The sequence below is a fragment of the Saccharopolyspora phatthalungensis genome (assembly GCF_014203395.1).
Taxonomy (GTDB): domain Bacteria; phylum Actinomycetota; class Actinomycetes; order Mycobacteriales; family Pseudonocardiaceae; genus Saccharopolyspora; species Saccharopolyspora phatthalungensis.
The window spans coordinates 401,473-415,572 of the sequence record NZ_JACHIW010000001.1 but is presented as its reverse complement, the minus strand read 5'-3'; the positions used below and the strand labels follow the sequence as shown (position 1 = coordinate 415,572).

Here is a 14,100-nt window from a genome sequence, read left to right as displayed (position 1 = left end):
ATCCGCTGATGGGCTGGGCAGAGGTGTTCGCGCGCATCCTCGGAAGCGATGTCTCGGTGGAGATCCGCGCCTTCGACGGCAGCCGGGCCGGCGAGTCCGGGGCACAGGTGTGCGTGGAGATCCGGTCGCCGCTGGCGCTTTCGCATCTCGCCGCCGCACCAGGTGAGCTCGGTCTGGCGCGGGGCTACGTCTCCGGCGCGATCGAGGTGCACGGCGACATGTACACCGCGCTGGCCGCTTTCCCGGCGGTCGCGCTCAACGACATCCCGCCGAACCTGCGGCGCGAGCTGGCGGTGAAGCTCGCCGGGTACCGGCTGTGGTGGCCGGTGGGTCCGCCGGCGGTCGAGCACCGCCCGCGCGGCTCGCGGCACTCGAAGCGCCGCGACAGCAAGTCGATCTCCTACCACTATGACGTGTCCAACCGGTTCTACGAGTGGGTGCTGGGCCCGTCGATGGCCTATACCTGCGCCGTGTACCCCGAGGCGACGTCCACTTTGGAGGAGGCGCAGTTCGCCAAGCACGACTTGGTGGCGCGCAAGCTCGGGCTGCGGGAGGGCATGCGGCTGCTCGATGTCGGCTGCGGCTGGGGCGGCATGGTGATGCATGCGGCCGAGCACTACGGGGTGCGTGCGCTCGGCGTGACGCTGTCGCGGCAGCAGGCGCAGTGGGCGCAGAAGGCCATCGCCGAGCGCGGGCTGGCCGACGTCGCCGAGGTGCGCCACGTGGACTACCGCGACGTCACCGAGACCGGCTTCGACGCGGTCAGCTCGATCGGGCTCACCGAGCACATCGGCCTGGCGCAGTTGCCGGACTACTTCTCGTTCCTGGCCGGCAAGCTGCTCCCCGGCGGGCGACTGCTCAACCACTGCATCACCCGCCCGGACGGCAGCCACGGCTCGCGGCCGGGCAAATTCATCGGCCGCTACGTCTTCCCGGACGGCGAGCTGGAGCCGGTGGGCACGCTGGTGTCGGCGATGAACGACAACGGCTTCGAGGTGCGTCACGAGGAGAACCTGCGGGAGCACTACGCGCTGACGCTGGCCGGATGGTGCCGGAACCTGGAGGAGCACTGGGACGAGGCGGTCGCGGAGGTCGGTCTCCAACGGGCACGCGTGTGGCGGCTCTACATGGCGGCTTGCCAATTGGGCTTCGAACGCAACGTCGTCCAGCTGCACCAGGTTCTCGGCGTCCGCCTGGACGGCACCGACGCGCACTACCCGCTGCGCCCGTCCTGGTGAGGCGTGCCGGCGAAGGGCGAGCTGGGAGCTTGCGATGAGTTTTCCCGCGGTGGCCGGTCTACCTGTCTGTGGCCAGCATGAGGGCGGCGACCAGACGGGAGACGGTCATGTACGAGATCAAGCAGAAGATCACCCCCAACCTGTGGTTCGACACCGAGGCCGAGGAGGCCGCCGAGTACTACGCCGGGATCTTCGACGACTCGCGAGTGCTGGAGGTGCAGCGCTACGGCGAAGCCGGGCCGGGTGAGCCGGGCACGGTCATGCTCGTGGTGTTCGAGCTCGCCGGGCAGCAGTTCGTCGGTATCAACGGCGGCCCGCAGTTCAAGTTCACCGAAGCGATCTCGCTGGAGGTGACCTGCGGGTCGCAGGAAGAAGTCGACCGGCTATGGCAGCGGCTCGGCGAGGGCGGCGAGCACGGGCCCTGCGGCTGGCTGAAGGACAAGTACGGCCTGTCCTGGCAGGTCACCCCGCGCAGGCTGCTGGAACTGGTGACCGACCCCGACGAGGCCAAGGCCGCCCGGGTCATGAAGGCGATGCTCGCCATGAGCAAGATCGACATCGCGGCCCTGGAAGAAGCCGCCAAGGGCTGAGCACGTCGATCCCGGAAAAGGGGCTTTATTCAAGGTCTTCCAGGGCCAGCGGCGGGAGGAAGTCGCCGACGCGGCTTCGCATCCAGTAGGCGCCGGTCTCCCGGCGTTCGGCCCGGGTCGTGAAGCGGTAGCGGTATAGCTCGGCCCGGACGAGCATCGGTGGCGACTCCGGGAACGGGTTGTGGCGCAGCAGCCTAAGGACGTGTGCTTCGTTGCGCAGCAACGCTTCCACCAGTTTCGGCAGCCAAGTCCGGCCGTAGCTCGGGGAGATCGCGAGGAACCACATCAGCCAGTCCAGGCGGAGGTGGTAGGGCGCGACCTGCGGCGGTCGTCGGCGCGGGTCGCCGGGCTTGCCCTTGAACTCGTACTCCAGCCAGTCGGCGCCGGAATCGGCCGCGCCTTCGAAGATCACCTCGTAGCGGGTCCGCGTCATGCTGCCGAAAGCGCCGTAGGTGTTGCCCAGGTGCAGCTTGTTGAAGCTGCGGTTCATCACCTGCCGCTGCCCCAGCATGTTGCGCACCGGCCAGTAGCTGAGCACCACGAAGACGACCGTCACGGCCAGCACCGCCGTGACGAACCATCGTGGCGGGTCGGTCGGCGGCGGCGGGTCGGGCGTCACCCAGTGCAGCAGCCAAGAGCCCATCGCCGAGAACGCCAGCGTGATGGTCAGCAGGTTCAGCCAGGCGAAGTTCCCGCTGACCATCAACCAGCCCTGCGTCGCCACGATGATCAACGCGGCCACGGTCGCGGCCGGTTGCGGGGCGAAGAGCAGGAAAGGCACGACGAGTTGCGCACCGTGGTTGGCCACCACTTCGACCTTGTGCAGCGGACGCGGCAGCCGGTGGAACCAGCGGCTCAGCGGGCCGGGCATCGGCTGCGTCTCGTGGTGGTAGTACAGCGCGGTGAAGTCCCGCCAGCAGGAATCGCCGCGAAGCTTGATCAGCCCGGCCCCGAACTCCACGCGGAACAGCAGCCAGCACAGCAGCCACAGCACCGGCGCGGGCGGTTCGATGGATCCGGGGCCGAGGAAGATCGCCAGGAATCCCGTCTCCAGCAGCAGCGATTCCCAGCCGAACGAGTACCAGATCTGCCCGACGTTGACGATCGACAGGTACAGCAGCCACAACACCAGCCAGAGCACGATCCACGCCCACAGTGGTGCGCGGTCGACGACCAGCGCCAGCAAGCTGCCGATCACCCCGGCCCAGGAGACGCCCGCGAAGAACCGGTCGGAGTAATGCAGGTAGAACAGGCTCGGCGATTGGCTGAAGGGGACGTGCGCGAGGAATCGGGGGATCGGTGTCAGGCCGCGTTCTCCCAGCAAGCCCCGGAACTGGCGCGCCGCGCTGAGGAAACCCACCAGGTATCCGATCGCGAGCAGGTGCTGCACCGCGAACCGCGCGGCCCAGTAGTCGGGCGCCGAAAACCAGTCCCACATCCTCCCCACCATCTCAGCCCGTCGACGGCTTCTAGAATCGCCTACCGACGCTGTGGAGGGCGAGCTTGCTGGACGACGTGGTGGCGGTGCTGGCCTGTCCGCATTGTGGTTCGAACCTGGACCGGGCGGGCAACAGCCTGCGTTGCGCGACGAACCATGTGTTCGACATCGCCCGGCAGGGCTACGTGAGCCTGGTGTCCGGCAAGAGCCGGGTCGTCGGTGACACGGCGGCGATGGTGGCGGCACGGGCGGAGTTCCTTGACGCGGGCCACTATGCTCCGATCGCCGATGCGGTGGCCTCGGCGATGTCCCCCGTTGAGGGCTGCGTGGTGGACGTGGGGGCGGGCACGGGTTACTACCTGGCCCGAGCCCTGGCGGAATCCGACCGGGTCGGGGTCGCGCTGGACGTCTCCAAGTACGCTTGCCGCCGCGCAGCGAAGGCACATCCACGCCTGGGTGCGGTGGTGGCCGATGCCTGGCAGACGCTGCCGGTGCGCAGCGGCGCGGCGTCGGCGGTGCTGAACGTCTTCGCGCCGCGCAACGCCGTCGAGATGCACCGGGTGCTGCGTCCCGGCGGGTTGCTGGTGGTGGTCGTCCCGAATCCCGGCCACCTCGCCGACCTGGTGTCCGCGCTCGGGCTGCTCAGCGTGGACGAGCGCAAGCAGGAGCGGTTGACCGAGCAGCTCGCCGACCGGTTCGATCTGGTGTCGCAGCAGATCCGCGAGTTCCGGTTGTCCCTGGGCGAGCCGGCGGCCGAGGCGGTGGTGGCGATGGGCCCCAGCGCCTGGCACGCCAGCGCCGAGGACCTGCGATCCCGCATCGCCGCCCTGCCGAAGCCGGTCACACCGACCGCATCGGTCACGGTGGCGGTGTATCAGCGCCGAGGGTGAACCCGGGAGTCGGCGAGGGCCAGCCCGAGTCCACAGTGCACTGTGGGCTCGGTGCCCGTTGAGTCAGTCAGCTGGTCACTTGGGTTCGTGGATGGTTTGCGGGATGCCCCACGGGTTGTCGTCGCGCAGGGCCGTCGGCAGAAGGTCCTGCGGGACGTTCTGGTAGGTCACCGGGCGCAGGAATCGGTCGATCGACGCCGTGCCCACGGACGTGAAGCGGGCATCCGTCGTCGCCGGGTATGGGCCGCCGTGCTGCATTGCCGGGGACACCGCGACACCCGTGGGCCAGCCGTTGAACAGCACTCGCCCCGCGCGCTCGCGCAAGCGGTTCACCAGGGTTGCCGCGAACTCCGTGTCCTCGGCTTCGGCGTGCAGGGTTGCGGTGAGGTTGCCTTCGAACGCCTCCGCTGCCCGCCGCGCCTCGTCCTCCGAGGAGTAGGTGACCACAATGGACAGCGGGCCGAAGACCTCCTCCAGCAGCGCCTCGCGGTTCGCCAGCAGGGTGTCGACGTCGGTGGCCAGCAACGTTGGCACCGCGCCGTCGTCGACGCTGCCTTCGGCCAGCACCCGGACGCCCGGCGCCTTGGTGACGGTGGCCCGTCGCCCGCAGTAGCCCTCGTGCAGCCGCTCGTTGAGCAGCCGATGCGCCGCCACCGCCTTGGACTCGGCGGCGAGCACGTCGTCGAGGCCGTGGTCGGCAGGCAGGAACAGCAGCCCCGGCTTCGTGCACAGCTGCCCGGCGTTGCCGGAGTACGACGTCACGTAGCCCTTGGCGATCTCCTCGCCGCGGGCGCGGACCGCGCTGGGGGTGACGAAAACCGGGTTGATACTGCCGAGTTCGCCGAAGAACGGAATCGGGGTGGGTCGCGAGCTGGCGATGTCGAACAGCGCGCGACCGCCCGGGACCGACCCGGTGAACGCCGCGGCCTTGATCCGCGGGTCCTGCAGCGCCGCCGTGCCGACTTCGAAACCGAGCACAACGCTGAACGCGCCGTCCGGCGCACCGGCGGACTGCAGCGCCTTGATGATGATCTCGCCGGTGCGCACCGACAATTGCGGGTGCCCGGGGTGGCCCTTGAGCACCACCGGGCAGCCCGCCGCGAGCGCCGAGGCGGTGTCGCCGCCGGCGACGGAGAAGGCGAACGGGAAGTTGCTCGCCGCGAACACCAGCACCGGGCCCACGGGCTGCAGGATCCGGCGCAGATCCGGCTTGGCACCCAACGCGAAACCGGCGTCGGCGCGGTCCAGGGTGGCCTGCAGGTAGCCGCCTTCGTCGAGTACCTCGGCGAACAGCCGGAGCTGGAAGGTGGTGCGCTTGAGCTCGCCGGTCAGCCGCCCTTCGGACAGGTTGGATTCGGCGATGGCCAGCGGCACCAGTTCACCGCTCGCGGCGTCGAGCGCGTCGGCGACGGCGACCAGCTGGCGGGCGCGGGTGGCGGGTGACTGTGCGCCGAACGCATCGGCGGCGTCGGCGGCTCGTTGCAGGACGGTGTCGAGTTCGGCTTGGGTGGTGTCCGGGATCCGTTCGGTCGCGGTCAACGTGCCATCCTTTGCGCGATACGAGTGGCTTTCCCCCACCGTAATACGGCTCCTTGGAAAGATTCAGCCCGCGGAACGCGAGATCCGGACCATCTCCTCCCGGGGGACGACCTTGATGCGCTCGCGACCCTGGGCTTCGCCCAGCGCCCTCTCGTGCGCGTCCAGTCGGCCCCAGCCCTCCCACGTCGTGTACTCGACGCCGCGCTCTTCGAGCAGCCGCAGGATGCTCTCGCCGGCTGGCTCCTCCGCCTGCGGCATCGTCGCCAGGTCGGCGAGCAGGTTGTTGATCGTCTCCAGCGCGTCGCCCTTGGTGTGGCCGATCAGGCCCACCGGGCCGCGCTTGATCCAGCCGGTGGTGTAGATGCCCGGGAGGGGCTCGCCGTCGAGGTCCAGCACCCGGCCGCCGTCGTTGGGCACGGTTCCGGTCTGGTGGTCGAACGGGATGTCCGGCAGCGGCGAGCTCAGGTACCCGACCGCGCGGTAGACCTGCTGCACCGGATGGGTCTCGTACTCGCCGGTGCCCCGCACGTTGCCATCGCCGGTGAGCTCCATGACCTCCACCTTGAAGCCCTCGACCCGGTCGCTGCCCTGCACCTCGACCGGCGACCGCAGGAAATGCAGGTGCAGCCGTCGCGCGGTGTCGTGCCTCGGATCCCGCAGTGCCCAGTCCTGGAGCGTCTTGACGATCGTCTTGACCTGGTTGTTGGTGCGGATCGCTTCCTCGCTGGCCTCGTCGAGTTCGAAGCCCTCGGGGTGCACGATGATCTCCACATCGGCCTGGTGGTCGAGCTCGCGCAGCTCCAGCGGCGTGAACTTGGCCTGCGCCGGGCCGCGCCGGGCGAACAGGTGCACGTCGGTGACCTTGGAGTCCGTCAGGCCCCGGTGCACGTTCTCCGGGATCTCGGTGCTCAGCAGGTCGTCGGCCTGCTTGGCCAGTACCCGGGCGACGTCCAGCGCAACGTTGCCGGCGCCGATCACCGCGACCTGCTCGCCATCCAGCGTCCAGTCCCGCGGCGCCTGCGGGTAGCCGTCGTACCAGTAGACGAAGTCCGCGGCGCCGAAGCTGTGCGGTAGGTCGATGCCGGGGATGTCCAGCGCGCGGTCCTGGTCCGCGCCGGTGGCGAAGACGACCGCGTCGTAGTGGTGGCGCAGGTCGTCCAGCTTGACGTCAACGCCGTAGTCGACGTGCCCCAGGAACCTGATCTCCGGTTTCTCCAGCACTCGGTGCAGCGCGCTGACGATGCCCTTGATGCGCGGGTGGTCGGGGGCCACGCCGTAGCGGATCAGGCCGTAGGGCGCTGGCATCCGGTCCAGCAGGTCGATCTCGACCGGGGTCTCGGACTTGGTCAGGATGTCGGCGGCGTACACGCCGGCCGGTCCGGCCCCGACGATCGCGACTCGCAGCGGGCGGGTCATGCGCTCTCCTCCTGTGCGCCACACTCGCGCACTCGACTGGCCCCACGCTCGATTGGCCCGGTGCTCGACCTGACCGGTCGCGTGCCGGGCGAAATGCGCGGGGAACGCCTCAAGCTTAGGCATGCCTTACCCTCGATCCCGCCATGCGGACCGGTGACAATCCTCATAAGGACGCACCTCGCCGTTCACATCCAGCACGTGACCAACTGCGTGGCGTGACAGTAGGATTCGGAGTCGATCAACCGCGCTGCTGCCCGGTCGGTGCCGGGCACGTCACGCGACGACGGACGCGAAGGACAGGTGGGAGATGCGCCGGTTGCCGCACCGCGCGCCCGACGGAGCCGGATCGTGATCACCAGAGTGGACCGTCTTGAATTCGTCCGACGCTGGAAGCGTGCGATCGTGCACACCAGCTATGTGCCGCTGCCGCGCGCCGACATTGACGAGCACCTGAACGACTGCGTGGACCGGTTGGTCGGCGAGCTGACCGGCGCCGCGCTGCCGGGTGCGGCGCTGGAGGTAGGCGCCGAGCTCGTCCAGATCCACTTCACCAACCCCGAGGTGCTCGCCCGCACGCTGCGGCTGTTCGGCGCCGAGTTGCCCAGACTCCTGCCCGGGCTGCGGTCCGACCGCTTGTTCGGCGTGCTCGGCGACCTGGCCGCGGGGTTCACCGGGCGGCTGCGCGAGCAGACCCTGGCCGAGCAGGAAGTGATCAAGCAGGCCGTGCTGTACGCGCGGGACTCCACCGAGGAGGCGTTGCGGGCCAGCGAGGCGCGGTCCCGCGTGGTGTTCAACTCCACGGCGCTGGGCATCGCGATCGTGTCGTTGGACGGCACTATCGAGGAGGTCAACGCGGCGATGAGCCGGATCTTCCAGCGTGCGGCGGACGACCTGATCGGCGGGACCGTGTTCGAACTGGTCGACGAGGACTGGTCGGCGGAACTCCGGGACGCCCTGGCCGATCTGGCCGGGTCCGCCGACGGTTGCCGGCTGGAGATCCGCTGCACCGAGCCGAACGGCACGCACACCTGGAGCCAGCTGTCCGCATCGCTGGTCCGCGACGCCCGCGGCGAACCGGACTACCAGGTGCTGCTGTTCGAGGACATCACCGACCGGTACATGCTCCAGGAGCACTTCCACCGCCAGGCCATCCGCGACCCGCTGACCGGGCTGGCCAACCGCAACCAGCTCCGGTCCAGCCTGGACGCCGCGCTGAAGCCGACCTACCCGGAGCGCCGGATAGGTCTGTGCTATTTCGACCTGGACGGATTCAAGGCGGTCAACGACAGCCTGGGCTACTCGGTCGGCGACCGGCTGCTGCGGCACGTCGCGCAGCGGCTCGAGGCGCTGGCCAAGACCGAGCAGGCGGTGGCGGCGCGGATGGGCGGCAACGAGTTCGCCCTGCTGATGCCCGATTCGCCGGACGCCAACGCGGTGATCCGAGTGGTGGAAGAGCTGCTCCGGGAGATCGCCGAACCGGTGCAGATCGGCGACCACGAGCTCAGCGCGTCGGCGAGCGTCGGCATCGTGGAACGCGAGGTCGCCGGGACCGATGCGGAGGCGCTGCTGCGGGACGCCGACATCACGCTCTACCGCGCCAAGCGCGATGGCCGCGCGCAGTGGGTGCTCTTCGACACCGTGAGCAACCGGGCCGCGCTGGACCGATTCAAGCTCTCTGCGGCGCTGCCCGCCGCGCTGGAGCAGAACGAGCTGTTCGTCGAGTACGAGCCGATCGCGATGCTGGAGACCGGTGAGCTGGTCGGCGCCGCCGCCAACGTGCGCTGGGACCACGAGGAGTTCGGCGAGTTGGGCGCGGAGCGCTTCCTCGGGCTGGCCGAGGAGACCGGGCTGATCACCCGTCTCGGCAGCTGGGCGCTGGAGCAGGTCTGCGAGCACGGGTCGGGCTGGGTGCGGCGACTCGGTGCGAAGGCCCCGGTCGCGACGGTGAACCTGTCGCTTCGGCACTGCCGCGATCCGGAACTCGTCGCCGACGTGCAGCGCATCCTGCACCACAGCGGGTTGCCGCCGTCGTCGCTGGCGCTGGGGTTGCCCGAAGCCGCCCTGTTCGACCACCAGGGCGACCCGGTGGACACCCTGGAGATCTTTGCCGACATGGGGATCCAGTTGGTCGTCTGCGAGTTCGGCGACGACTACACCCGGGTCAGCCGGCTGCGCGACCTGCCGGTGCGGGCCGTGCGCATCGAGGGACCGCACCTGGAAAGCCTGGCTGACCCGGACGGCCCGGACCCGCTGGACCGGCACCTGGTGGTCAGCGCGGTGGGAGCGGCGCGGCTGATGGACTACCTGGTGGTGGCCGGCGGGGTGCGCACCGAATTGCAGGCCCACCGCCTGCGTGAACTCGGCGTCAGCCTGGTGCAGGGCCCCTACGTCAGTGGGCTGGCCTCCGCATCGGAGATCGAGCGCTTCGCCGCGACGTCCCGCTGAGCCGCCGCCGCTGCCCGTCTTGCGGTGCGGGGAGCGGCGGCAGTGCGGGGAGCGGCGGAAACCGGGTGGCGACAGGCCGATAGCATCGGTGTGCGAAGCGTATCCCCGCCGGTCGGTGGCCGGCCCAGCCGAGGAGTGATCGTGTCCGTACAGCCTTCCCAAGCCCAGCAAGCTCTCCGGGTGAAGGTTCCGGCGGGCACTACCGCGGGTGCGGCGGTCGCCGAGGCGGGGCTGCCGTCGAAGGGCCCGGACGCGGTCGTGGTGGTCCGCGACACCGACGGGAACCTGCGCGACCTCGCGTGGGCACCGGACGCCGACGTCGAGGTGGAGGCGGTCGCCGCCGACACCGAGGACGGTCGCAGCGTCATCCGGCACTCCGCGGCGCACGTGCTGGCCCAGGCGGTGCAGAACCTGTTCCCCGACGCGAAGCTGGGCATCGGCCCGCCGGTCCGGGACGGTTTCTACTACGACTTCGACGTCGACCGGCCGTTCACCCCGGACGATCTGCAGGCGCTGGACAAGCGCATGAAGCAGATCATCAAGTCCGGGCAGAAGTTCGCCCGTCGCAAGCTGGAGTCGGTCGAGTCCGCCAAGCAGGAGTTGGCGACCGAGCCGTACAAACTGGAGCTGGTCGACCTTAAGTCCGATGTGGACACCAGCGAGGTGATGGAGGTCGGCGGCGGCGAGCTGACCGTCTACGACAACATCGACCGGCACGGCGAGGTCGTCTGGGGCGACCTGTGCCGCGGCCCGCACGTGCCGCACACCCGGTTCATCCCCGCCGTCAAGCTGATGCGGGTGGCCGCCGCGTACTGGCGGGGCGACCAGAACAACCAACAGCTGCAACGGATCTACGGCACCGCCTGGGAATCCAAGGAGAAGCTCGACGAGCACCTTGAGTGGCTGGCCGAGGCTGAGCGTCGCGACCACCGGCGGCTCGGCGCCGAGCTGGACCTGTTCTCCTTCCCGGACGAGATCGGTTCCGGGTTGCCGGTGTTCCACCCCAAGGGCGGCATCATCCGGCGCGAGCTGGAGGACTACTCCAGGCAGCGCCACGAGGAAGCCGGCTACGAGTTCGTCTACACCCCGCACATCACCAAGGACACGCTGTTCAAGACCTCCAGGCACCTGGAGTGGTACCGCGACGGCATGTTCCCGGCGATGCACCTCGACGAGGAACGGGACGCCGACGGCGAGCTGCGCAAGCCGGGCGTCGACTACTACCTCAAGCCGATGAACTGCCCGTTCCACAACCTGATCTACCGCTCGCGCGGGCGCTCCTACCGGGAGCTGCCGCTGCGGCTGTTCGAGTTCGGGTCGGTGTACCGGTACGAGAAGTCCGGTGTGGTGCACGGGCTGACCCGGGTGCGCGGCATGACGCAGGACGACGCGCACATCTACTGCACCCCCGACCAGTTGCAGGACGAGCTGAAGTCGCTGCTGAGCTTCGTGCTCGACCTGCTGCGCGACTACGGCCTGGAGGACTTCTACCTCGAACTGTCCACCCGCAACGAGGAGAAGTACGTCGGCAGCGACGAAAGCTGGGCGGTGGCCACCGAGGCGCTGCGCACGGCCGCCGAGGATTCCGGGCTGGAGCTGGTGCCGGACCCGGGCGGCGCGGCCTTCTACGGTCCGAAGATCTCCGTGCAGGCCAAGGACGCGCTGGGCCGCAGCTGGCAGATGTCGACCATCCAGGTCGACTACCACCTGCCGGAGCTGTTCAACCTGGAGTTCACCGCGCCGGACGGCAGCAAACAGCGGCCGATCAAGATCCACCGCGCATTGTTCGGTTCGATCGAGCGGTTCTTCGGGGTGCTCACCGAGCACTACGCGGGTGCGTTCCCGGCCTGGTTGGCACCGGTGCAGGTGGTCGGCATCCCGATCGCCGACGAGCACGTCGAGCACCTGCGACGGGTCGCGAAGACGTTGCGGGCCAAGGGCATTCGTATCGAAATCGACACCAGCGACGACCGGATGCAGAAGAAGATCCGCAACCACACCACCCAGAAGGTGCCGTTCCTGCTGCTGGCCGGCGGCAAGGACGTGGCGGCCGACGCGGTGTCGTTCCGGTTCCGCGACGGCAGCCAGATCAACGGGGTGCCGGTGGAGCAGGCGGTCGCCGCGCTGGCCGACTGGATCGGGCGTCGCGAGAACGCCTCGCCGACCGCGGAGAACTTCCAGGCGGAGCGGGCGTGAGCATGGTTCGCGGCCCAGAGGGCGTGGAGCTGACCGAGCAGCACGGTATCGGGGTGCCGGACGCGTTGCAGCGGCTGTGGACGCCGCACCGGATGGCCTACATCCAGGGCGAGAACAAGCCGGAGGGCGACGACAGCGACGGCTGCCCGTTCTGCCGGCTGCTCGAATCGGGGCGACCGGACGACGAGACGCTGATCGTGGCGCGCGACGAGCTGGTCTTCGCCATCCTCAACCTGTACCCGTACAACCCGGGCCACCTGATGGTGCTGCCTTATCGGCACGTCGCGGACTACACCGAGCTCAGCGCGGCGGAGACGGTGGCGGTCGCGGAGTACACGCAGCGGGCGATGCGGGTGATCCGGCGGGTGTCGGCGCCGCACGGGTTCAACATCGGGCTCAACCAGGGGCCGGTGGCGGGGGCGGGCATCGCCGCGCACCTGCACCAGCACGTGGTGCCCAGGTGGGGCGGCGACTCGAACTTCATGCCGGTCATCGGCCACACCAAGGTACTGCCGCAACTGCTCGGCGAGACCCGGCAGCTGCTGGCCGCCGCCTGGTCCGAAGTGGACTGAACCCTTGAGTTTCCCGATCCTGCCTTAAGCCGGGAATCAACAGGGCCGGGGACGTATGTCTCCGGCCCTGTTCGTCCTTACCGCCTAGTAAGTACGGGTAGTGGTTGATCCGGAGTTCATTGCGCAGGTCTCCTTCTTGTGAGTGTTCGGGTTCTGGATCAGTTGCTATCGAGGAGGATGCTGTGTCTCATGTCAGGGCGCTTACGCGCGGTGATCGTCGTCGGAACGAGCGGCTGACCCGGTTGCGATCGATCGTGCGCCGCGAGTTCGCGGTGGTCGCGGTCGATCTGGCCTTGGCCAAGCAGGCGGCGGTGGTCGCCGATCACGATTCGCGGGTGCTGGGCCGACGCATGTTCAGCGGGGATGCGTGGGTGATCGATGACATCCTGGACTGGGCCGGGCCGGTCGCCGCCAAGGCGGGGTTCGCCGGTGTGGTGCTGGGGTGCGAGCCGACCGGGCATCGCTGGAAGCCGCTGCTGGACCGGGCCCGCGCTCGCGGAGTTGAGCTGGTGTGCGTGAACCCGATGCTGGTGCACCGTGGCCGGGAGGAAGAGGACTTCACCCGCGACCGGTCGGACTTCAAAGACGCCACGATCATCGCCAAACGCGTCGCGGAACTGCGCTGTTACGTGCCCTATGTGCTGGAGGGGCACTGGTGTCGCCTGCGGCATCTGGGGGCTCGCCGTGCCGATCAGCTTGTTGCCGCGGGGTCGGCCCGGCAGCGTTTGCGTGATCTGCTGGAGTGTGCCTGGCCTGCGGTGCTGTCCACCGCGAGCAAGCCTTTGGACACGCTGACCTGGCGGGTGGCCATGGCGGTGTCCACCGACCCGGCCCGGATCATGGCGATGGGCTTTGATGCCTTTGCCGCGGCAGTGCGTGACGAACTTCCCCGCTGGGGTGGCAGCCGCCGCAATCTGCGCATTCTGCGCGCGATCTTCGACGCCGCTCGCACACCTGGCGGGGTTGCTACCGAGCAAGCCGCGGCCTGCGAACGAGCGGCCTACGCACTCGACGACTGGCACCATGCCCTGGGGCAGCTCGCCGACGTTGAGGCCCGCATGATCGAGGTCCTCGACACCCTGGAACTGTCCACGTTGGTCACCACCATCACGGGGTTGTCGGTCGTCGGGGCCGCCGCCATCCTCGCCGAGACCGGCGACCCAGCGCGCTTCGACTGTGCCCGAACCTGGGTCAAGCATGCGGGGTTGTGCCCACGTGCCAACGAATCCGGGAACTTTCACGGCATCACCACGGTCTCCCGCCGCGGCCGCCCCGGACTGCGCACCGCCGCTTGGCGGGCCATCTGGGGCGCACTGACCCACAACCCGGTCTACACCGCCCGCTATACGCACCTGACCACCCGTGAAACCAACCCGCTGCGCCCGGGACAAGCCCGCACGGCCCTCGCAGCGGCACTGCTGCGACAGCTGTTCGTGGTCGTCACCCGCCGGGTGGCCTGGGATCCGGCGGTTGCCGCCGGCACTACGAAGGAGGTGGCGCCGCAGGCCGCATAGCGCGACACTGGCCATGGGCGGGGCGAACCCGACTCCTCCTTGGGCAGAACCCGGAACTGAGCAGGGGCGCCCCGCCCACCCTCCACCCAAGCTCGGATGAGGGCTGTTGGGACAAACCCGGTTGTTCGCTAGGTCGAGCACGGAGAGTGGGCGCAGGCACCCGCCACCCCGGCCAGTCACGCCACCCACCACATCACCACCCACCATGATCAACCCCGCACACCCGCGGGGACACTGCCGCACGCCCAAAACCGGAAACATC

General features: G+C 69.1%; 10 protein-coding genes. 7 read left to right on the top strand and 3 right to left on the bottom strand.

The features are described from left to right. Window positions 1-8: 8 nt before the first annotated feature. Both BJ970_RS01755 and BJ970_RS01750 read left to right on the top strand, forming a co-directional pair. Window positions 9-1,238 carry an SAM-dependent methyltransferase gene (locus BJ970_RS01755; RefSeq protein ID WP_184722772.1) on the top strand — a complete coding sequence of 410 codons (1,230 nt, stop codon included), beginning with the start codon at window positions 9-11 and terminating at the stop codon, window positions 1,236-1,238. A 107-nt stretch (window positions 1,239-1,345) separates the two neighbouring features. Beyond that, window positions 1,346-1,828 (top strand): VOC family protein, encoded by a 483-nt coding sequence (locus BJ970_RS01750; protein ID WP_184722768.1) that lies wholly within the window; start codon window positions 1,346-1,348, stop codon window positions 1,826-1,828. A 25-nt stretch (window positions 1,829-1,853) separates the two neighbouring features. On the opposite strand, the gene BJ970_RS01745 is transcribed toward BJ970_RS01750, so the two are convergent. Then, on the bottom strand, window positions 1,854-3,266 hold the full coding sequence (locus BJ970_RS01745) for a lipase maturation factor family protein (RefSeq protein ID WP_184722765.1): 1,413 nt from the start codon (window positions 3,264-3,266) through the stop codon (window positions 1,854-1,856). Between the two features lie 65 nt (window positions 3,267-3,331). On the opposite strand from BJ970_RS01745, the gene BJ970_RS01740 reads away from it, so the two are divergent. Beyond that, the gene (locus BJ970_RS01740) at window positions 3,332-4,156 is read left to right on the top strand and encodes a putative RNA methyltransferase (protein WP_184722762.1); all 825 of its coding nucleotides are present in this window, start codon (window positions 3,332-3,334) and stop codon (window positions 4,154-4,156) included. 75 nt (window positions 4,157-4,231) lie between these two features. On the opposite strand, the gene BJ970_RS01735 is transcribed toward BJ970_RS01740, so the two are convergent. Both BJ970_RS01735 and BJ970_RS01730 read right to left on the bottom strand, forming a co-directional pair. Further along, window positions 4,232-5,695, bottom strand: coding sequence for an aldehyde dehydrogenase (NADP(+)) (locus tag BJ970_RS01735; RefSeq protein WP_184722759.1), 1,464 nt, complete (start codon window positions 5,693-5,695; stop codon window positions 4,232-4,234). Between the two features lie 63 nt (window positions 5,696-5,758). Then, a complete protein-coding gene (locus tag BJ970_RS01730; RefSeq protein WP_184722756.1) occupies window positions 5,759-7,111 on the bottom strand; it encodes an FAD-dependent oxidoreductase in 1,353 nt (450 codons plus the stop codon). 348 nt (window positions 7,112-7,459) lie between these two features. Here BJ970_RS01730 and BJ970_RS01725 point away from each other — a divergent pair, with 348 nt between their 5' ends. The 4 genes from BJ970_RS01725 (at window position 7,460) to BJ970_RS01710 (ending at window position 13,838) form a co-directional block, all read left to right on the top strand. After that, a complete protein-coding gene (locus tag BJ970_RS01725) occupies window positions 7,460-9,556 on the top strand; it encodes a putative bifunctional diguanylate cyclase/phosphodiesterase (protein ID WP_312864060.1) in 2,097 nt (698 codons plus the stop codon). A 180-nt stretch (window positions 9,557-9,736) separates the two neighbouring features. Then, entirely contained in the window at window positions 9,737-11,752 is a 2,016-nt protein-coding gene (gene thrS / locus BJ970_RS01720) for a threonine--tRNA ligase (RefSeq protein ID WP_184728814.1), read from the top strand. A 2-nt stretch (window positions 11,753-11,754) separates the two neighbouring features. Then, window positions 11,755-12,324, top strand: coding sequence for an HIT family protein (locus tag BJ970_RS01715; protein ID WP_184728815.1), 570 nt, complete (start codon window positions 11,755-11,757; stop codon window positions 12,322-12,324). Between the two features lie 182 nt (window positions 12,325-12,506). Further along, window positions 12,507-13,838 (top strand): transposase, encoded by a 1,332-nt coding sequence (locus BJ970_RS01710; RefSeq protein ID WP_184722754.1) that lies wholly within the window; start codon window positions 12,507-12,509, stop codon window positions 13,836-13,838. Window positions 13,839-14,100: the final 262 nt, after the last annotated feature.

Excerpts from the sequence above, each read along its gene's own strand:
- BJ970_RS01750 (WP_184722768.1), top strand. The coding sequence starts at position 1,346 with ATGTACGAGATCAAGCAGAAGATCACCCCCAACCTGTGGTTCGACACC.
- BJ970_RS01755 (WP_184722772.1), top strand. The coding sequence starts at position 9 with ATGGGCTGGGCAGAGGTGTTCGCGCGCATCCTCGGAAGCGATGTCTCG.
- BJ970_RS01715 (WP_184728815.1), top strand. The coding sequence starts at position 11,755 with ATGGTTCGCGGCCCAGAGGGCGTGGAGCTGACCGAGCAGCACGGTATC.
- BJ970_RS01745 (WP_184722765.1), bottom strand. The coding sequence starts at position 3,266 with ATGTGGGACTGGTTTTCGGCGCCCGACTACTGGGCCGCGCGGTTCGCG.
- BJ970_RS01730 (WP_184722756.1), bottom strand. The coding sequence starts at position 7,111 with ATGACCCGCCCGCTGCGAGTCGCGATCGTCGGGGCCGGACCGGCCGGC.